Origin of the sequence: Planobacterium oryzisoli, from assembly GCF_015354315.1 — a bacterium.
GTDB lineage: Bacteria > Bacteroidota > Bacteroidia > Flavobacteriales > Weeksellaceae > Planobacterium_A > Planobacterium_A oryzisoli.
Genome location: NZ_JADKYY010000003.1, coordinates 43,789 through 61,015 on the forward strand (window position 1 = coordinate 43,789; position 17,227 = coordinate 61,015).

23 protein-coding genes are annotated in these 17,227 nt (G+C 41.3%); 4 read left to right on the forward strand and 19 right to left on the reverse strand.

The window, feature by feature from the left end:
- Positions 1-219 precede the first annotated feature (219 nt).
- Entirely contained in the window at positions 220-2,412 is a 2,193-nt protein-coding gene (locus tag IC612_RS03000; protein WP_194738698.1) for an outer membrane beta-barrel family protein, read from the forward strand.
- Positions 2,413-2,471: 59 nt separating this feature from the next.
- On the opposite strand, the gene ctlX is transcribed toward IC612_RS03000, so the two are convergent.
- A complete protein-coding gene (gene ctlX / locus IC612_RS03005; RefSeq protein ID WP_194738699.1) occupies positions 2,472-3,398 on the reverse strand; it encodes a citrulline utilization hydrolase CtlX in 927 nt (308 codons plus the stop codon).
- An 82-nt stretch (positions 3,399-3,480) separates the two neighbouring features.
- On the opposite strand from ctlX, the gene IC612_RS03010 reads away from it, so the two are divergent.
- Positions 3,481-4,476, forward strand: a complete 996-nt coding sequence (locus IC612_RS03010; protein ID WP_194738700.1) for a N(4)-(beta-N-acetylglucosaminyl)-L-asparaginase — start codon at positions 3,481-3,483, stop codon at positions 4,474-4,476.
- Entirely contained in the window at positions 4,476-5,144 is a 669-nt protein-coding gene (locus tag IC612_RS03015) for a copper homeostasis protein CutC (protein WP_194738701.1), read from the forward strand. The genes IC612_RS03010 and IC612_RS03015 overlap by 1 nt, the downstream gene beginning before the upstream one ends.
- On the opposite strand, the gene IC612_RS03020 is transcribed toward IC612_RS03015, so the two are convergent.
- The 3 genes from IC612_RS03020 to eno form a co-directional block, all read right to left on the reverse strand.
- Positions 5,145-6,059, reverse strand: a complete 915-nt coding sequence (locus IC612_RS03020) for a dimethylarginine dimethylaminohydrolase family protein (RefSeq protein ID WP_194738702.1) — start codon at positions 6,057-6,059, stop codon at positions 5,145-5,147.
- A 138-nt stretch (positions 6,060-6,197) separates the two neighbouring features.
- Complete coding sequence (locus IC612_RS03025; protein ID WP_194738703.1) at positions 6,198-7,484, reverse strand: citrate synthase; 1,287 nt, start codon at positions 7,482-7,484, stop codon at positions 6,198-6,200.
- A 215-nt stretch (positions 7,485-7,699) separates the two neighbouring features.
- Positions 7,700-8,992, reverse strand: coding sequence for a phosphopyruvate hydratase (gene eno, locus IC612_RS03030; protein ID WP_194738704.1), 1,293 nt, complete (start codon positions 8,990-8,992; stop codon positions 7,700-7,702).
- Positions 8,993-9,137: 145 nt separating this feature from the next.
- On the opposite strand from eno, the gene IC612_RS03035 reads away from it, so the two are divergent.
- Entirely contained in the window at positions 9,138-9,518 is a 381-nt protein-coding gene (locus tag IC612_RS03035; protein WP_194738705.1) for a hypothetical protein, read from the forward strand.
- A 59-nt stretch (positions 9,519-9,577) separates the two neighbouring features.
- Here the strand turns inward: IC612_RS03035 and rplQ are convergent, their stop codons facing one another.
- The 15 genes from rplQ to rpsN all read right to left on the reverse strand — a co-directional run bounded on the left by rplQ (position 9,578) and on the right by rpsN (position 17,226).
- Positions 9,578-10,111, reverse strand: a complete 534-nt coding sequence (gene rplQ, locus IC612_RS03040) for a 50S ribosomal protein L17 (protein ID WP_194738706.1) — start codon at positions 10,109-10,111, stop codon at positions 9,578-9,580.
- Between the two features lie 6 nt (positions 10,112-10,117).
- Positions 10,118-11,113: a DNA-directed RNA polymerase subunit alpha gene (locus tag IC612_RS03045; protein ID WP_194738707.1), complete on the reverse strand. Its 996-nt coding sequence runs from the start codon at positions 11,111-11,113 to the stop codon at positions 10,118-10,120.
- Positions 11,114-11,144: 31 nt separating this feature from the next.
- Entirely contained in the window at positions 11,145-11,753 is a 609-nt protein-coding gene (gene rpsD, locus IC612_RS03050) for a 30S ribosomal protein S4 (RefSeq protein WP_194738708.1), read from the reverse strand.
- Between the two features lie 16 nt (positions 11,754-11,769).
- Entirely contained in the window at positions 11,770-12,159 is a 390-nt protein-coding gene (gene rpsK / locus IC612_RS03055; protein ID WP_194738709.1) for a 30S ribosomal protein S11, read from the reverse strand.
- 11 nt (positions 12,160-12,170) lie between these two features.
- The gene (gene rpsM, locus IC612_RS03060) at positions 12,171-12,548 is read right to left on the reverse strand and encodes a 30S ribosomal protein S13 (RefSeq protein WP_194738710.1); all 378 of its coding nucleotides are present in this window, start codon (positions 12,546-12,548) and stop codon (positions 12,171-12,173) included.
- A 9-nt stretch (positions 12,549-12,557) separates the two neighbouring features.
- Positions 12,558-12,674 carry a 50S ribosomal protein L36 gene (rpmJ, locus tag IC612_RS03065; protein ID WP_007839480.1) on the reverse strand — a complete coding sequence of 39 codons (117 nt, stop codon included), beginning with the start codon at positions 12,672-12,674 and terminating at the stop codon, positions 12,558-12,560.
- An 11-nt stretch (positions 12,675-12,685) separates the two neighbouring features.
- Positions 12,686-12,901, reverse strand: coding sequence for a translation initiation factor IF-1 (gene infA, locus IC612_RS03070; protein WP_194738711.1), 216 nt, complete (start codon positions 12,899-12,901; stop codon positions 12,686-12,688).
- Positions 12,902-12,907: 6 nt separating this feature from the next.
- On the reverse strand, positions 12,908-14,287 hold the full coding sequence (gene secY, locus IC612_RS03075) for a preprotein translocase subunit SecY (protein WP_194738712.1): 1,380 nt from the start codon (positions 14,285-14,287) through the stop codon (positions 12,908-12,910).
- Positions 14,288-14,301: 14 nt separating this feature from the next.
- Entirely contained in the window at positions 14,302-14,751 is a 450-nt protein-coding gene (gene rplO, locus IC612_RS03080) for a 50S ribosomal protein L15 (protein WP_194738713.1), read from the reverse strand.
- 14 nt (positions 14,752-14,765) lie between these two features.
- The gene (rpmD, locus tag IC612_RS03085; protein WP_194738714.1) at positions 14,766-14,945 is read right to left on the reverse strand and encodes a 50S ribosomal protein L30; all 180 of its coding nucleotides are present in this window, start codon (positions 14,943-14,945) and stop codon (positions 14,766-14,768) included.
- Between the two features lie 12 nt (positions 14,946-14,957).
- Complete coding sequence (rpsE, locus tag IC612_RS03090) at positions 14,958-15,482, reverse strand: 30S ribosomal protein S5 (RefSeq protein WP_194738715.1); 525 nt, start codon at positions 15,480-15,482, stop codon at positions 14,958-14,960.
- Positions 15,483-15,501: 19 nt separating this feature from the next.
- A complete protein-coding gene (gene rplR, locus IC612_RS03095) occupies positions 15,502-15,849 on the reverse strand; it encodes a 50S ribosomal protein L18 (protein ID WP_194738716.1) in 348 nt (115 codons plus the stop codon).
- A 14-nt stretch (positions 15,850-15,863) separates the two neighbouring features.
- Complete coding sequence (gene rplF, locus IC612_RS03100; protein WP_194738717.1) at positions 15,864-16,409, reverse strand: 50S ribosomal protein L6; 546 nt, start codon at positions 16,407-16,409, stop codon at positions 15,864-15,866.
- A gap of 18 nt (positions 16,410-16,427) precedes the next feature.
- Positions 16,428-16,826: a 30S ribosomal protein S8 gene (rpsH, locus tag IC612_RS03105; RefSeq protein WP_194738718.1), complete on the reverse strand. Its 399-nt coding sequence runs from the start codon at positions 16,824-16,826 to the stop codon at positions 16,428-16,430.
- Between the two features lie 130 nt (positions 16,827-16,956).
- On the reverse strand, positions 16,957-17,226 hold the full coding sequence (gene rpsN, locus IC612_RS03110; protein WP_194738719.1) for a 30S ribosomal protein S14: 270 nt from the start codon (positions 17,224-17,226) through the stop codon (positions 16,957-16,959).
- Position 17,227 lies beyond the last annotated feature (1 nt).

Below are 17,227 nucleotides of genomic sequence, written 5' to 3' on the forward strand. Positions count from 1 at the left end.
ATACCATAGTACTTGAACTAGGGTAAAATTTTTTGTATCTCAATATCAATGCGTTACAAACTAAATTAATTTTTCTTCACTACTTTGTATTGCATAATACTAAAATATTAATATATCTTTGCATTGTAAATAACCATACAAAACACATAAGCCAGAGTCAAAAACTAAAAGCTACAAAAAACTAATAACCATCCTCTGGTCCCTAAAAAAAACAAACCTATGAAAACAGCTGTTCTACCCATTTTCTTGCTTGCCTTTACGTTTGCTACCGCACAGGAAAAACTTGAAGATTCAAACAAGGTGCATGAAATCAAAGAGGTTACAATGACTAAAAAAGTATTTAGCAAAAAGTCGGATCGATTTGTATACGATGTCGCGGCCTCTCCAGTTGCTAAAGGCAATACTGCATTTTCGCTTCTAAAGGAAACTCCTCTGGTGAGCTCCACCGATGACAAATCACTCAAGATATTGGGTAAGTCCAAAGCAGTGATCTACATCAATGGCCGCAAAAGCAATATGAACGAAGAAGCAGTACTGGAAATGCTTAAAAATATGCCTGCGGAGAATATAAGCAAAATTGAAGTCATTACCCTTCCCGGGAGTGAATTCAATGTAGAGGCCTCGGACGGAGTAATAAATATCATTTTAAAGAAAAAGTTGGACGATGGGGTTAATGGAAATCTTAGAATGAATAATAACCAAAATATTCGTAACCGCCAAAGTGCAGCCGGCAGCATCAACTACCGCAAAAACCGGGTGGGCATTTCTGCCAGCCTGAATAGTTCCGACTGGACCAATTCGCAGCATTATATACTAACCAACGGAACCTCCTCCAGCAGCAACACCTCAGTAGGTCCTATTGTAGATCCCAATCTTAATGTGGGAGGATATCTCAATATGGACTACGAAATAAACGAGAACCAGAATCTGGCCTTGAGCTACAATGCCCATGCTAACAAAAGTTACGGCAGCTATTCCAGTCTATTTAACACTTCACAGCGCGCTGGTTCTTTAGCATACAGCATTACGGAGCTGGATGAAAATTCCCGTTCTTATAACAACTCAGCAAACCTGAATTACGAGGCCAAAACAGATGATAAAGGCAGTAAGCTCAACCTCAATGCAGCCTACTTAAATTTCCGCCGCTTTCAGCGCAGCACCAATACCACATTTTTATCTAGCGCGCTGCAGGATAAGCTGGGCACTCAGGCCGTATTTAATCAAAGGACTCCCCAAATCATTAACAACTACGCTTTCACGGGCGACTATATAAAGAAGTTTGACAAAGACCTAACCCTCTCCACCGGAGCAAACCTGTCTTTTACCAAAACAGATAACGACACCTACTTCGAGGCCCTCAACAGCGCTACGGGCAGCTTCGAAAAAGATGGCAATCAATCCAATCATTTTACCTACGACGAGAGACTTTCAGGACTTTATGTTACAGCAGAAAAGAAATTCTCCGATAAGTTCTCAGGTAAAGTAGGAGTACGTGTGGAAAACACCTCCTCCGAAGGCAACGTTCTGGACACTGGAGAGACTATCAAGAGAAATTATACTAATGTTCTTCCTTATCTAAGCGTAAATGCGAATTTATCGGGTGCAAGCTCCCTTTCGTATGCTTTCTCCTCACGTGTTCGAAGACCTTCTTTTTGGGAAATAAATCCAGTACGTATGTATTTGACCTCGACCAACTACGTACAGAATAATCCATTCGTGAAGGCTTCTGCCGTGTATAACAGTGAACTCACCTACATGCTGAAGCAATCCTATTTCCTTATAGCGTCCCACACACTTGCTAAGGATGATAATGCACAAGTCCCTCTACAGAACGGACAGGAATTACGATACATCCGTACCAATTTCGGAGACAAGCAGGAACTCGGACTATCCGCTGGTATGCAAAAGAATTTCTTTAATGGTGTTCTCACTACAAATACCTCGGTCGGTGTACAATTTAACACCGTGAAGGGAAGCCTCTCCAAAGATCCTTTGACTGGAGACGAGTTTGAGCCTTATACTATTGATTCCAGTACAAGCTCGCTCTTTATACAATCCAACAACAACCTAAGGTTAAGCAAGAACAAAGACTGGTTTATGGGTGTGAACTTTTTCTATATAGGAGAACAAATCATTAATCTGGGCACATTAAGCCCGTTGTCCAGCCTGGATCTTTCCGTAAAAAAAATATGGAACGACTGGACCTTTAACCTCCAATTTAGAGATGTATTTAGAACCCATATCCTTAGACTTAAAGACACGCAAAGCAACGGAAACTATAATACGGTACGAAATAACAATTACTCGCAAAGTGTAGAGTTCTCTTTAACATACAACTTTGGTAATAAGAGCGTAAAGAAAATTCGCTCGATAAACGAAGCCAATAAAGACATCAAATCCAGAACCAACTAAACAGTTGTTATACAGAAGGTAAAGGGCCGGATTCAAATTGAACTCTGGCCCTTACTGATTTATTGAATCCGGGGAAGAAACACTTCGGCAAGCATGCAGCGGGCGCTGCCTCCTCCATTAGTCTCAATGGTTTGCAGATCGCTGTAAATTATCTCATTATGCTTCTCAATCAAATCCAATTGCTTTTGGTTCAGGCTCTTAAATGCAGATTCACTCATCACTAGAAATTTCTGCCCCTCACGGTTACGAACCTCGAGCATATTCCCAGCAAACTGTTGCATCTGGTCTTCTGAAATCTCCACAATATACTTACCAGTAGATTTGATTACTTCCTGCACTTTTTCGCGCTCCATTTCATTGTCAATCGCATCAAGACAAATGACCACAAAATCACTTGCCACGCACATCATCACATTAGTGTGGTAAATTGGCAGGCGCTCTGTTCCTTGGGATTGGTAGCTATGAAAGACTACCGGAGTGTAATTGTACTGCGCGCAGAACGATCTAAAAAGCGTCTCGTCCAGTCGCAGAGAAACCGAACCATAAGCTATCCGGTTCTCATGATCGAAGATCATACTCCCGGTTCCTTCTAGGAAACGCTGCTCCTTTTCATGCTGCGACAAGTCAATGATTTCCTTTACTTCAAAACCCTCTGCCTTAATCTTTTCAATAATATCCATTCTGCGCTCGTCCCGCCGATTGGGTGCGAACATAGGATATAAAAATACGTCGCCGTTTGAATGGAAACTGATCCAATTATTGGGAAAGATGGAATCGGGTGTATGCGGAGAAAGCGTGTCCTGCACATTTATGACCTTGATCCCTTTTTGCCTTAGCTTAGAAACAAACCGATCAAATTCCTCCAACGCCTTTATCTGCGTGTCCTCGTTCTGCGAATTGACCTGAAAGTAGTTGTTTTCTGCTGTTTGGCTGTTATAGCCAAATGCGACGGGTTGGATCATCAAAAGAGTATCTGTACTTTGCATTAAAATGGGATTTAAACAAAAATAGTATTTATTACCCACTCCACCACATTGCCACCGGATTAAAATATTGTAATTTAGATTGATGAAATTCACTCCGAACAGCAGACGTAAATTCTTGAAGACCGCTTCTTTAGGAGCGGCGGGATTACTTCTTCCCTCTTTTAAATCTAGCCGAACTTTGGGTTCTGCAAAAGGAGGTGCTCCCTTGGTTCTATCGACCTGGGATTTTGGCTTACAAGCTAATGCGCATGCTTGGAAAATTATCTCAAGTGGGGGCTCCAGCTTGGATGCGATAGAGAGTGGTATCAACTACGTGGAAAACGATCCCAACGAACGAAGTGTAGGACTAGGTGGCCGGCCGGACCGAGAAGGCCGAGTAAGTTTAGACGCCTGCATCATGGATGAAAGGTCAGGGATCGGATCAGTTGCGAATCTGGAACACATAAAAAACCCCATTTCGGTGGCACGCAGAGTTATGGAGCACACACCGCACACTATGCTGGTAGGTGAAGGAGCATTAGAATTTGCATTCTCTCAAGGCTTTATAAAGGAAGATCTGCTCACCGAGCAGAGCGCAAGGGAATGGGCAGATTGGAAACAAACCAGCAAGTACGTGCCTAAGGTGAACATAGAAAACCACGACACCATAGGGATGATTGCACTGGACACAAAAGGCAATCTCTCCGGAGGTTGCAGCACCTCCGGTATGGCATATAAAATGAAAGGCAGGGTAGGAGATTCTCCCATAATAGGTGCAGGCCTCTATGTGGATAATAGCATTGGCGCTGCAACTGCCACCGGCCATGGTGAAGAAATCATGCGGACGGTAGGTTCCTTTTTAGTAGTAGAGCTTATGCGACAGGGTTATACCCCCGAACAGGCATGCAAAGAAGCTATCCGACGCATCGAGGAGAATTTCCGCCGTGAAAAGCGATCAATTACAGACACGCAGATAGGTTTTATAGCAATAAGTAAAGCAGGGCACTACGGCGCTTATAGTTTGCAGACTGGATTTACCTACGCCGTGAAAAGCGATAAAGAAGAAATACTGCGCACCGCCCCTCATGCCCTTAAATGATGAAAAAGATACTGGAAATAGCTTGCTTTGATTTTCTTTCTGCAGAAATTGCACTGAGCTCTCTGGCAGACAGAATTGAACTGTGCCAGGACCGCCAAAACGGTGGTCTAACACCTTCCCTGGAAGAGTTTAAATATTTAAGAGGCAAATACTCCAAACCGATCTATGTCATGATTCGGCCCAGTGCGGGTACTTTTTTGTATACGGATCTGGAACTGGAATTAATGCAACGGGATCTACTTTCCTTCAAGCAGGCCGGTGCGGATGGATTTGTCTTTGGAATTCTTACTCCCCATAACGAAATTGATGCGGCGCACTGCGCCAAACTGCTGGATCTTGCTGCAGGTCTTCCCTGTACATTCCACCGGGCAGTTGACCAGACAAGTGATTTAGAAAAAAGTATAGAGCAATTGGTTTCTCTTGGATTTCAAAGCGTACTTACCTCAGGAGGTAAACACACCGCGCTGGAGGGAGCGCAGACCCTAGCTCAACTGGTACATAAGTACTCAGAGAAAATCGAGATCATAGTGGGAGGAAACGTTCGCTCAGAGAATATCGTAGAATTGCAAAATACTACAGGCGCCGGATCCTACCACTCTTCCGCCATTTTGGATTACGAATCGTTTGCCAGCGGGGAAGAAATCAAGAGATTGCGCATGCTTTTATAATCATTCCCTGACCAGCGGCATGGTAGAACAGCGTAGGAGCCCTCCCATCTTGGAAATTTCACGGTAAGGTACTTCTTCTACAACCATTCCCCACTCTTCACGAAGGAAATTATTCATCCTGGTAAAAGTTTTATCCGAGACCACCACCTCCGGGGAAATGGAAAAGACATTGGGAAACATCTCAAACATTTCCTGGTCCGTCACGTGGAAACAGTTTTCCTCACCAAAGATATCTATCAAAAGACGGTAATCACTTTCATCCACAAAGCCTCCTTTATAAATTATGCATTTATCTTTTCCGACTGGATTAAATGTACAGTCCAGATGAAGTATGCCCTCGTAGGGAATGGTGTCGTTCTTCTTAAGCTCCAGATCGATAATTCTCTTCTTTGGGAAATATTCTTTAAGAATCTCTATGGCGTATTCGTTGGTGCGTGCCGTCTTGTAGTTTCGGTAATCCTGCGAAAAACAGGTCCCTATAAATAGAAAATCGTCCCATACAATTACATCACCTCCCTCAATGTGTGCGGTCTCAGGTAGGTTGATTATATCGCGCCATTTTACCTTTTCAAAGATATTCCTATAGGCATCCTGCTCATCGGCGCGGTCTGCAATTACATTGGAAATGATCATCTTGTCGTCTATCACAAAAGCTACGTCACGTGCAAATACTTGATTGTAATCCTCAATGACATCCGGGCGAAGAACCTCCACATTATGTTTTAGGAGAACCTGCTCGAAGGATTGCATTTCCAAAACAATATCACTTTCCTTAGGGTAGATTCCCTTAGAGATAGAGTGGTACGACTTGGCATCGTAACTCTCCTCAAGCGTGGGAGTTCCTCCCATAGAAAGTGGCTGGCCTAATACTACGGATTTGAGTCGTGCGGTTTCGTTGGGTATATTGAGTTTCATACATTCAGCATTCAAGCAAATATACAGATTAGAAGGTGAAGAAAAAAGTCCCCGCACTTTATCCTCTTTAACGCCTAAAGACATAAAAAATCCTGCGCCATTGCCGGCGCAGGAATATATATATGAGACTGTATTATCTTATCTTAGATTCATATCTACATAATCCCTCTTTTCGGATCCTTTGTAGACTTGTCGAGGTCTACCAATTGGATCACCCATGAGGCGCATCTCTTTCCACTGAGAAATCCAACCTGGCAGTCTACCAAGAGCAAACATAACAGTGAACATTTCGGTAGGAATTCCTAAAGCCCGGTAAATGATACCAGAATAGAAATCCACATTTGGATAGAGCTTTCTCTCTACGAAATACTCGTCTTCAAGAGCAACTTTTTCCAACTGCATTGCTATGTCCAGAGCCTTGTCGTGAATTCCTAAGGAATTTAGAATATCATCAGCCGCCTTCTTGATGATTTTAGCTCTCGGATCAAAGTTCTTGTATACTCTGTGACCAAAGCCCATCAATCGGAAGTTATCTTCCTTATTTTTGGCTTTCTCTACATATTTCGCAACATCTCCTCCGTCCGCTTCGATCATCTCAAGCATTTCAATAACCGCTTGGTTCGCACCGCCATGGAGCGGTCCCCAAAGAGCCGACACCCCCGCAGAGATAGATGCAAAAAGTCCCGTATGCGCTGATCCAACCATTCTTACGGTCGAGGTTGAACAGTTCTGTTCGTGGTCTGCATGAAGAATTAACAATTTATCTAGCGCATTAACTACTACAGGATTCATATCAAAATCCTGGTTAGGCATACGGAAGGTCATTTTGTAGAAATTCTCTACATAATTTAAGTTATTGTCTGCATGGTTAAGAGAAAAGCCTTGAGTCTTTCTGTACGTCCATGCACATAGATGTGCGAACTTAGCAATTAGCATCTCCGCAGCATGATCCAAGTCTTCTTTAGAGCGGACATCTACCGCTTTAGGATTGAATGCGGTCAGCGCTGAGGTCAGTGAGGAAAGCACACCCATTGGATGCGCTGAACGAGGAAAGGCATCAATGATCTTTTTCATTTCCTCTGCAACATAATTGTATTTTTTTATGTTGGCTTCAAAACCCTGAAATTGGTTCTGCGTCGGAAGCTCCCCATACAAGAGAAGATACATTACTTCAGTAAAGTTGGACTTCTCAGCTATCTGTTCAATTGGATATCCTCGGTAGTACAGCTCGCCTTTATCTCCATCCAAATAAGTGATCTCACTTAGGGTGGCTCCGGTATTTTTATACCCTAGATCTAAAGTGATTAATCCCGTCTCGTCACGCAATTTCGAAATATCAATTCCTCTGTCCCCAATGGTACTTTCTACCACTGGATATTCAAAGGATTTTCCATCATAATTTAATATAACTTTGTTCTCTGACATGTGTAGTATATTTTGCCCTAAAATTACGCAAAAACGCCCGAACAATCAACTTGGCGCCATAGGATATTCATTAATTTTATCTATACGGCTAATTAGAACGCTGCTTTAAATGCCTATCTCGCTACACTACTGATATACGTGGCTTATAATCAAATATTTATAAAAAAAACATCGGGAGAATTTCCCGATGTTTTGCATATTAAAAAAGGTGTAAATTACCTTCTAATTTTAAAAGCATCTAGCCCTGGGAACACAGCTGTTTCTCCAAGTGCTTCCTCGATGCGAAGTAGTTGGTTGTACTTGGCCATGCGGTCGGATCTGGAAGCCGAACCGGTCTTGATTTGACCACAGTTCATCGCAACGGCCAAATCGGCTATTGTAGCATCCTCAGTCTCCCCTGAGCGGTGGGACATCACTGAAGTGTATCGGTTGTGCTGAGCCATTTGTACTGCTGCCATAGTCTCAGAAAGTGAACCAATCTGATTGACTTTTACCAAAATGGAATTGGCCACACCCTCTTCAATACCTCGCGACAGACGATTAACGTTAGTCACGAAAAGATCATCCCCTACAAGCTGTACACGGTCGCCAATTTTATCGGTTAGCATTTTCCATCCTTCCCAATCGTCTTCGTGCATACCGTCTTCAATCGAGATAATTGGATACTTGGATGCGAGTTCTGCCAGGTAGGAAACCTGCTCCTCACGGCTACGGAATGCTCCTTTATCCCCTTCAAATTTTCTATAGTCGTAATTTCCATCCTTATAGAATTCCGAAGAAGCGCAATCTAAAGCAAACATGATATCGTCTCCTGGTTTGTATCCTGCTTTTTCAATTGCACGCGTTAACGTATCCAGTGCATCTTCCGTACCCTCAAAAGTAGGAGCAAACCCTCCCTCATCTCCTACTGCTGTAGAAAGACCACGGTCTTTAAGAATGGACTTCAACTGATGGAAAATCTCTGTTCCCTTGCGTAAAGCATGTGAAAAAGACTCTGCTTTTACCGGCATTATCATAAACTCTTGAAAGGCAATCGGCGCATCGGAATGGGATCCCCCATTGATAACGTTCATCATTGGAACAGGAAGCGTATTGGCATTTACTCCGCCCACATATTTATAAAGCGGCATGCGAAGTTCCGTAGCAGCTGCTTTAGCAGCCGCAAGCGATACTCCCAAGATTGCATTTGCGCCTAAAGAACCTTTATTTGATGTTCCGTCTAAATCAATCATTATCCGGTCAATAAGATTCTGATCAAATACCGGAAGCCCTATTAGCTCGGGAGCAATTACCTCACGCACATTCTCTACTGCCTTTAATACACCTCTTCCTAGGTATTCTTGACCCTTATCGCGTAATTCTACTGCTTCATGTTCACCGGTGGATGCTCCTGAAGGTACGGCGGCGCGCCCCATCGATCCATTCTCAGTAAATACATCTACTTCTACCGTTGGATTACCACGTGAATCCAGAATCTGTCTTGCTTCAATGTAGGAAATGTAACTCATTGCTTGTCGTTTTAGTTAGTGTCTTGTTATTGCTCCACAAATTTAGGCAAATTCTAGCGGTCAATCACTTAGCAACCTTGTAATTTTACTTATGAATTATATTAGCTTTCTTATTTTAAATAGTTTTACATTTAAAATAAAAAAAATGAAATCAATTCTTGTAACATCCATCGTTTCTCTTGCACTTGTATCGTGTCAAAAAGAAACCAAGAGTAACCAGACGGATTCTACCCTCACCACAACAGACACAATTACCTCTACGATTCCTGAAGTGGAAACTGAGACGTACCGTTATGTAGCCATAGACGGGAGTAACACCAATGTAACATTTACCGACACAGAACCAAATGATCTTATCACTGTGAAAAGTGCGCAACTTACTTTAACGGTACCAAAAGCACAGGAGCTAGGAGATCGGGATATTTATCGCGAAGGAGATATAGAAATTGTAAAAACGGGCGATTCGCTCTATATTACCCAAGGGACAAACGTCATTGAGCTTAAAAAAGCGCAGGGGCAGGATTAAAAAAATTCCGCAAATCCAAAGGACTTGCGGAATTATAATTTAGAATAAAACCTGTTGGTTTATGCTTTCTCTTCCTCTGATGGAGTCGAATCGTTTGATTCTTCCGAAGTTTCAGGAGCTACTTCCTCAGTAGTTTCTGCTACTGGCATAGTGGCTACCGGTTCCGCCTTCTTTGCAGCACCTCTTCTACTTCTTCTAGTTGTTTTCTTCTCCTCAGCGTTTGGATTATAGATCTCATTGAAATCAACAAGTTCTATCATTGCCATATCCGCAGCATCACCAGGACGGAATCCTGTTTTGATAATACGTGTATATCCACCGTTTCTCTCTGCAATCTTAGGTGCTACGGTTCTAAAAAGTTCCGTTACCGCTTCCTTGCTTTGAAGGTAGGAGAATACTGTTCTTCTATTGTGAGTTGTATCTTCTTTTGCTTTTGTTAAAAGAGGTTCCACATACACTCTAAGTGCTTTGGCTTTTGCCACAGTGGTGTTGATTCTTTTATGCTCAATAAGAGAACAAGCCATATTAGAAAGCATTGCCTTTCTGTGTGGCGCTGTTCTTCCTAAGTGATTAAATTTTTTACCGTGTCTCATTGTTTGTTATTTATCAGCATCTAGTTTATACTTTGCAACGTCAAAACCGAAGTTAAGACCTTTTGAATGCACTAATTCTTCTAATTCTGTTAATGATTTCTTACCGAAATTTCTAAATTTCATTAAATCAGACTTACTGTAGGAAACTAGTTCACCAAGAGTCTCCACTTCTGCAGCTTTCAGACAGTTCAGTGCTCTCACAGAGAGATCCATGTCCGAGAGTTTGCTCTTAAGAAGTTGTCTTGTGTGAAGAGTTTCTTCGTCATACTGAATAGAAGCCTTCACTGCCTCAGTTTCAAGCGTAATACGCTCGTCAGAGAACAACATGAAGTGGTAAATCAAAATCTTAGAAGCTTCAGTTAAAGCATTCTGAGGAGTGATTGAGCCGTCGGTTTCAATATCTAGTATAAGCTTTTCGTAGTCTGTTTTTTGCTCTACACGGTAGTTTTCAATTGAATACTGAACTTTTTTGATCGGAGTAAAGATCGAATCAATAGCAATTGTTCCCAAAGGAGCATTGTTTGATTTATTCTGTTCGGAAGGAACATAACCTCTACCTTGCTCAATATTTAACGTAATTTCAAAAGTAACGTCCTGCGTCATATTGCAAATTACCAAATCAGTATTAAGGACCTCAAAACCGTTCATTGCATTCCCCAAATCGCCAGCTGTAACTTGATTCTGCCCTGATATCTTAGCAATCACCTGCTCGCTACCTGGGTTTTCACCTTTGGCTTTAAGACGTAACTGCTTAAGGTTCAAGATAATCTCAGTCACATCCTCGATTACACCAGGAATCGTTGAAAACTCGTGCTCTACACCTTCAATTTTGATAGATGAAATAGCATATCCTTCTAGAGAAGATAATAATACTCTTCTCAAAGCATTACCGATGGTAAGTCCGAAACCCGGTTCTAGGGGTCTGAACTCAAACTGACCTTTATAGTCGTCTGAGTTTAATAGAATTACTTTATCGGGTTTTATGAATTGTAAAATTGCCATATTGTGGGTTGAGCAAAAATTGATTTAATTATTATTTGTTGTATAACTCTACGATGAATTGTTCCTTGATATCTTCAGGGATCTGAATTCTCTCAGGAACCGCTACAAAAGTACATTCTCTTTTCTCGTCGTTGTACTGTAGCCACTCGTAGGTTGATTTTGAAGCCAGTGAATCTGCAATTACTTCAAGAGATTTGGATTTCTCTCTGATTGCAATTACATCACCTGCCTTCAATAGGTAAGATGGGATGTTAACCAATTCCCCATTCACTGTAATGTGTCTGTGGGAAACTAGTTGTCTAGCACCTGCTCTGCTCTTTGCAAAACCTGCTCTGTACACTACATTGTCAAGTCTTGATTCGCAAAGTTGAAGTAGAATCTCACCAGTAACACCACTTGCTCTGGATGCTTTCTCAAAAAGGTTAGCAAATTGCTTCTCTAGGATACCGTACGTATACTTAGCTTTCTGCTTCTCAGCAAGCTGGTTGGCATATTCTGATTTTTTTGCGCCTCTTCTTTTGTTAGGTCCGTGTTGACCTGGCGGTTGGTTTTTTCTTCTCTCGAAGTTTTTGTCGTCTCCGAAGATTGCAGCACCAAACTTTCTGGCAATCTTAGTCTTTGGTCCAATATATCTAGCCATAGGTAAATTCTAAAAATTAAACTCTTCTTCTTTTTGGTGGTCTACATCCGTTGTGCGGCATTGGAGTCACGTCAACGATTTCACTAACTTCGATTCCGGAGTTGTGAATGGTTCTGATCGCAGATTCTCTTCCCTGCCCAGGTCCTTTAACATAAACCTTAACTCTGCGAAGTCCCGCCTCATGCGCAACTGCTGCACAGTTTTCCGCAGCCATCTGTGCTGCGAAAGGAGTATTCTTTTTAGATCCTCTGAAACCCATTTTACCGGCAGACGACCAAGAAATTACTTCTCCGTTTTTATTGGTCAAAGAAATAATAATATTATTGAAAGACGCTTGGATATGTGCTTCTCCAATAGCCTCTACTTTTACTTTTCTTTTTTTAACTACTTTAGTTTGCTTTGCCATAATTCTAACGATTATTTACTTGCCTTTTTCTTGTTAGCAACAGTTTTTCTTCTTCCTTTACGGGTTCTAGAATTGTTTTTCGTTCTTTGGCCTCTTAAAGGTAATCCAAGTCTGTGACGTATTCCTCGTTGGCATCCTATGTCCATCAGACGCTTGATGTTCAATTGAACTTCAGAGCGCAGTTCCCCTTCCACCTTGATATTGTCGGTGATAAAGTTTCTGATGGCAGCCAATTCATCGTCATTCCATTCGTTGACTTTTTTGTCTTCGCTAATACCGGCATTCTTAAGGATTTGGGAAGCAGTGCTTCTTCCGATTCCATAAATATAAGTCAAACCGATAACTCCTCTTTTGTTTTTTGGTAAATCAATACCTGAAATTCTCGCCATAATTTAATTTTAGCCTTGTCTTTGTTTAAATTTTGGGTTCTTTTTGTTGATTACAAACAGAACGCCTTTACGACGGACAATCTTGCAATCAGCACTTCTTTTTTTAATCGATGCTCTAACTTTCATTATAATTTTTTTTAATATCTAAAAGTGATGCGCCCTTTGGACAAATCGTAAGGGGACATTTCGAGTTTTACCCGGTCTCCGGGTAATAATTTAATATAATGCATTCGCATTTTACCAGAAATATGGGCTATAAGTATATGCCCATTTTCTAGCTCTACACGGAACATGGCGTTCGATAGTGCCTCCACTATCACGCCATCCTGTTCAATATGTTTTTGTTTAGCCATTAACTGTTAAATATTTGACGTTCGGGACAATTTTGACTGCATCAACCCATCGTAATGGTGGTTCAACAAATAGGTATTGATCTGCTGAATGGTGTCAAGAATAACACCTACCATAATTAATAGAGATGTTCCGCCGAAAAATAAGGCGAATCTATCTGTCTGAACGAGAGTTCCGTACACAAGTGCCGGAAGGACTGCAAAGATAGCTAAAAATATCGAACCCGGCAACGTGATCTTAGATAAGATATCATCCAGAAAATCAGCGGTTTCCTTCCCAGGACGCACTTTTGGTATAAGACCACCGTTGCGTTTTAAGTCGTCCGCCATCTGATTCACAGGAATTGTTATTGCCGTGTAGAAGAATGTAAATACAATAATTAAAAAAGCAAACAATACATTGTACTGCCAGCTAAAAACATTTTTGAATCCTGCCAAAAATGTATTGGATTCATCCAAATTAGTAAGTAACCCAGGTACGAACATAAGAGCCTGTGCAAAGATAATTGGCATTACACCAGCTGCATTCACTTTAAGTGGAATCCACTGTCTTGCACCTTGCATTAGGTTTTTGTTCACGCCCCCACGAGCCTGAGCACGGCTTACGTACTGAATAGGAATCTTTCTTACGGCTACCGAAAGAATAATACCTAACAGAACCACCAGCATCCAAAATAGAACCTCAATTAAAATCATGATAGTTCCAGCGCCACCAGCACCTGTCTGCGTTGCAATCTCTTGCATGAAAGCAGAAGGAAGATCCGCAAGAATACCTACCATAATCAAAATAGAGATACCGTTACCAATGCCTTTGTCCGTAATCTTTTCCCCAAGCCACATGGCAAATACCGAACCAGCAACAAGTATCACAATACTTGGCAGCCAGAACATGATGGAGTTAGGCTCCACGTAATATGCACTTTGGAATTGAGAATAAGGAAGGAACATCTGCGTAATGGAAGTCAGATAAGAAGGAGCCTGCACCAGACATACTGCAATGGTTAACCACCGAGTAATCTGATTAAGCGTATTTCTTCCACTCTGTCCGTCTTTCTGCAATTTCTGCAGATACGGAATTGCCATCCCCATCAACTGAACGATAATGGAGGCAGAAATATAAGGCATGATACCCAAAGCCATTATTGAGGCCCGGCTAAATGCACCACCCGTAAATGAAGAAAGTAGTCCCAACAAACCTGCGCCCTGGTTACTACCTCCTTGATTTTGGTATACTTCCAAAAGATTCCCTACCTCTGCCATATTGATGGCCGGTAGGGAAATATAAGATGCGAATCTATACACTAGGATTAACCCTAAAGTAAATAGGATTTTCTCCCGCAATTCCTTAAGACTCCAAATGTTTTTAAGTGTTTGTATAAATTCTTTCATTTCTGATAAAAAGATTAAAGAGTGATTGCTTTGCCTCCAGCTTTGGAAATAAGTTCCTCAGCAGATTTCGTGAATTTATCAGCAGTAATGGATACGCCCGCTTTAAGCTCTCCTCTACCCATGATTTTCACAATATCATTTTTAGAAGCCAGTCCATTCTTTACCAACACCTCCTTAGTAATATCACCTGAAAGACCTTTTGTGTCAATTAGATTTTGAATGGTGTCAAGGTTGATTCCTCTGTATTCTTTTCTGTTGATGTTATTAAAACCGAACTTCGGCAATCTTCTTTGAAGTGGCATTTGCCCCCCTTCAAATCCAATTTTCTGAGAGTATCCGGCTCTGGCCTTCTGACCCTTGTGTCCTTTGGTAGAAGTACCACCTTTTCCACTTCCCTGTCCTCTACCAATTCTTTTGGAATTGTGTGTAGAACCTGTAGCCGGTTGTATGTTATTTAACTTCATGTTGATTAATTTGATTAGTTTTCCTGAACTTCTACTAAATGTCTAACCGCTGCTACCATTCCTAAGATATTAGGAGTAGCTTCGTGCTCTACTACTTGGTGTAATTTCTTTAAACCTAAAGCTTCAAGAGTTCTCTTTTGGGTTTTAGTCCTACCAATAGCACTTCTTACCTGTTTTACTTTAATTGTTGCCATGCTTTGATACTTTTAGTGTTTAAATACTTTATCTAGTGATACACCTCTCATTCTAGCAATCTCTTCAGGAGTTCTAATGTCCAATAACGCCTTGAATGTAGCTTTCACCATATTATGCGGATTGGATGAACCTTTAGATTTTGTAAGAATGTCTTTGATACCTGCAGATTCCACAACGATACGAACAGTGTTACCAGCGATAACCCCTGTACCGTGAGAAGCAGGCTTCATAAAGATGTTTGCCCCACCAAAACGAGCCGTTGTCTCATGGTAGATTGTTCCTTCTTTAGTTACAGGAATCTTCACCAAGTTTTTCTTAGCGTCTTCTACTGCCTTTGAAATAGCCGTTGCTACTTCTTTGGATTTACCTAAACCGTAACCAATTACACCTGCTTCGTCACCCACCACAACGATGGCTGAGAATCCAAATGCACGTCCACCTTTGGTAACTTTAGTTACTCTGTTTACAGCTACGAGACGATCTTTAAGTTCTAATCCTCCCGGTTTTACTTTTTCGATATTATCTAGTCCTAACATGTTATCCGAAATTTATTGATTAGAATTTTAGTCCGCCTTCTCTAGCTCCGTCCGCTAGAGCTTTCACTCTACCGTGGTATACGAAACCATTTCTGTCAAACACTACGTTTTCAATCCCTGCAGCTTTTGCTTTTTCAGCAATAGCTTTCCCTACTTCCGTAGAGATTTCCACTTTGGTACCTTTAGCGTTTAATGCTCTTGAGGAAGCAGCCGCTAAGGTTTTACCTTCTTTATCATCAATTAACTGAGCGTAAATTTCCTTATTACTTTTGTAAACGGATAATCTTGGCAGTTCAGCAGAGCCGGAGATTTTCCCTCTAACTCTTCTTTTGATTCTGTTTCTTTTTTGTACTTTGTTCAGTGCCATTTTCTTAAAATTTATTAAGCAGATTTACCAGCTTTTCTTCTCACAATTTCTCCAACGAATCTTACACCTTTTCCTTTGTACGGCTCAGGCTTTCTGAATGATCTAATCTTTGCAGTAACCATTCCTAGAAGTTGTTTGTCGTGGGAAGACAAAGTAATAATTGGGTTTTTACCTTTTTCAGTCAATGTATCTACTGTAACTTCCTTTGGAAGATCTAGAACGATACCGTGGGAGAAACCTAGTGCAAGCTCCAGTTTCTGACCTGAATGCGATGCTCTGTATCCTACCCCTACTAGCTCGAGTTTATTTGTAAAGCCTTCGGATGTACCGATTACCATATTATTGATAAGTGCTCTGTACAAACCGTGAAGGGCCTTATGTTGCTTAGATTCGGACGGGCGGCTCACTGTTAGCTCACCATCGTTCTGCTCTAAGGTAATTCCTTCAGAGAGTTGCTGTGTAAGTTCCCCTTTAGGGCCTTTCACAGTCACAACACCGTCCTTCTCAGTGATGGTAACTCCTTGTGGAACTGTTATAATTGCTTTACCAATTCTTGACATTTTCCTTATTTTATAAAATTAATAAACATAGCAGATTACTTCACCGCCTACTTTTTCATTTTTGGCTTGCTTACCAGTCATAACCCCTTTAGAGGTTGAGATGATTGCAATACCTAAACCGTTAAGAACTCTTGGAAGTTCAGTAGATCCAGCGTAGTATCTTAGTCCTGGACGAGAAGCTCTCTGGATGGACTTGATGGCTGGTTTACCGGTTTGTTTGTCATACTTCAAAGCGATTTTGATTGTTCCTTGAACCGCGCTATCTTCAAACTTATAGTTTGTAATATAACCTTGGTCAAATAGAATCTTCGTAATCTCCTTTTTGATTTTCGATGCAGGAATTTCCACCACTTTGTGGCCTGCGCTTTGTGCGTTCCTTACTCTGGTTAGGAAATCTGAAATTGGATCTGTTACCATTTTTCTGTTTTGTTGTTATTGGTTGATGATAATCAGTTTTTGAAAACTAAAACAGAAGGCAGCATTCTAATACGATACTGCATTCTGTTTATTAGGTTCAAACTTAATTATCTTGATTTAAACTAAATTGTTACCAACTTGCTTTTTTAACACCTGGGATAAGTCCTTGGTTTGCCATTTCTCTGAAAGTTACTCTGGAAAGTCCGAAGGTTCTCATATATCCTCTTGGTCTTCCTGTAAGTTTACATCTGTTGTGTAGTCTTACAGGAGAAGCGTTCTTAGGTAGTTTCTGCAATGCTTCGTAATCTCCAGCTTCTTTCAAAGCTTTTCTTTTCTCAGCATACTTAGCAACCATTGCTTCTCTTTTGCGCTCACGCGCTTTCATTGATTCTTTAGCCATT

What these genes read in the sequence shown, in the direction of transcription:
- IC612_RS03000 (WP_194738698.1), top strand. Translation starts at nt 220, where the DNA reads ATGAAAACAGCTGTTCTACCCATTTTCTTGCTTGCCTTTACGTTTGCT.
- ctlX (WP_194738699.1), bottom strand. Translation starts at nt 3,398, where the DNA reads ATGCAAAGTACAGATACTCTTTTGATGATCCAACCCGTCGCATTTGGC.
- IC612_RS03010 (WP_194738700.1), top strand. Translation starts at nt 3,481, where the DNA reads ATGAAATTCACTCCGAACAGCAGACGTAAATTCTTGAAGACCGCTTCT.
- IC612_RS03015 (WP_194738701.1), top strand. Translation starts at nt 4,476, where the DNA reads ATGAAAAAGATACTGGAAATAGCTTGCTTTGATTTTCTTTCTGCAGAA.
- IC612_RS03020 (WP_194738702.1), bottom strand. Translation starts at nt 6,059, where the DNA reads ATGAAACTCAATATACCCAACGAAACCGCACGACTCAAATCCGTAGTA.
- IC612_RS03025 (WP_194738703.1), bottom strand. Translation starts at nt 7,484, where the DNA reads ATGTCAGAGAACAAAGTTATATTAAATTATGATGGAAAATCCTTTGAA.
- eno (WP_194738704.1), bottom strand. Translation starts at nt 8,992, where the DNA reads ATGAGTTACATTTCCTACATTGAAGCAAGACAGATTCTGGATTCACGT.
- IC612_RS03035 (WP_194738705.1), top strand. Translation starts at nt 9,138, where the DNA reads ATGAAATCAATTCTTGTAACATCCATCGTTTCTCTTGCACTTGTATCG.
- rplQ (WP_194738706.1), bottom strand. Translation starts at nt 10,111, where the DNA reads ATGAGACACGGTAAAAAATTTAATCACTTAGGAAGAACAGCGCCACAC.
- IC612_RS03045 (WP_194738707.1), bottom strand. Translation starts at nt 11,113, where the DNA reads ATGGCAATTTTACAATTCATAAAACCCGATAAAGTAATTCTATTAAAC.
- rpsD (WP_194738708.1), bottom strand. Translation starts at nt 11,753, where the DNA reads ATGGCTAGATATATTGGACCAAAGACTAAGATTGCCAGAAAGTTTGGT.
- rpsK (WP_194738709.1), bottom strand. Translation starts at nt 12,159, where the DNA reads ATGGCAAAGCAAACTAAAGTAGTTAAAAAAAGAAAAGTAAAAGTAGAG.
- rpsM (WP_194738710.1), bottom strand. Translation starts at nt 12,548, where the DNA reads ATGGCGAGAATTTCAGGTATTGATTTACCAAAAAACAAAAGAGGAGTT.
- rpmJ (WP_007839480.1), bottom strand. Translation starts at nt 12,674, where the DNA reads ATGAAAGTTAGAGCATCGATTAAAAAAAGAAGTGCTGATTGCAAGATT.
- infA (WP_194738711.1), bottom strand. Translation starts at nt 12,901, where the DNA reads ATGGCTAAACAAAAACATATTGAACAGGATGGCGTGATAGTGGAGGCA.
- secY (WP_194738712.1), bottom strand. Translation starts at nt 14,287, where the DNA reads ATGAAAGAATTTATACAAACACTTAAAAACATTTGGAGTCTTAAGGAA.
- rplO (WP_194738713.1), bottom strand. Translation starts at nt 14,751, where the DNA reads ATGAAGTTAAATAACATACAACCGGCTACAGGTTCTACACACAATTCC.
- rpmD (WP_194738714.1), bottom strand. Translation starts at nt 14,945, where the DNA reads ATGGCAACAATTAAAGTAAAACAGGTAAGAAGTGCTATTGGTAGGACT.
- rpsE (WP_194738715.1), bottom strand. Translation starts at nt 15,482, where the DNA reads ATGTTAGGACTAGATAATATCGAAAAAGTAAAACCGGGAGGATTAGAA.
- rplR (WP_194738716.1), bottom strand. Translation starts at nt 15,849, where the DNA reads ATGGCACTGAACAAAGTACAAAAAAGAAACAGAATCAAAAGAAGAGTT.
- rplF (WP_194738717.1), bottom strand. Translation starts at nt 16,409, where the DNA reads ATGTCAAGAATTGGTAAAGCAATTATAACAGTTCCACAAGGAGTTACC.
- rpsH (WP_194738718.1), bottom strand. Translation starts at nt 16,826, where the DNA reads ATGGTAACAGATCCAATTTCAGATTTCCTAACCAGAGTAAGGAACGCA.
- rpsN (WP_194738719.1), bottom strand. Translation starts at nt 17,226, where the DNA reads ATGGCTAAAGAATCAATGAAAGCGCGTGAGCGCAAAAGAGAAGCAATG.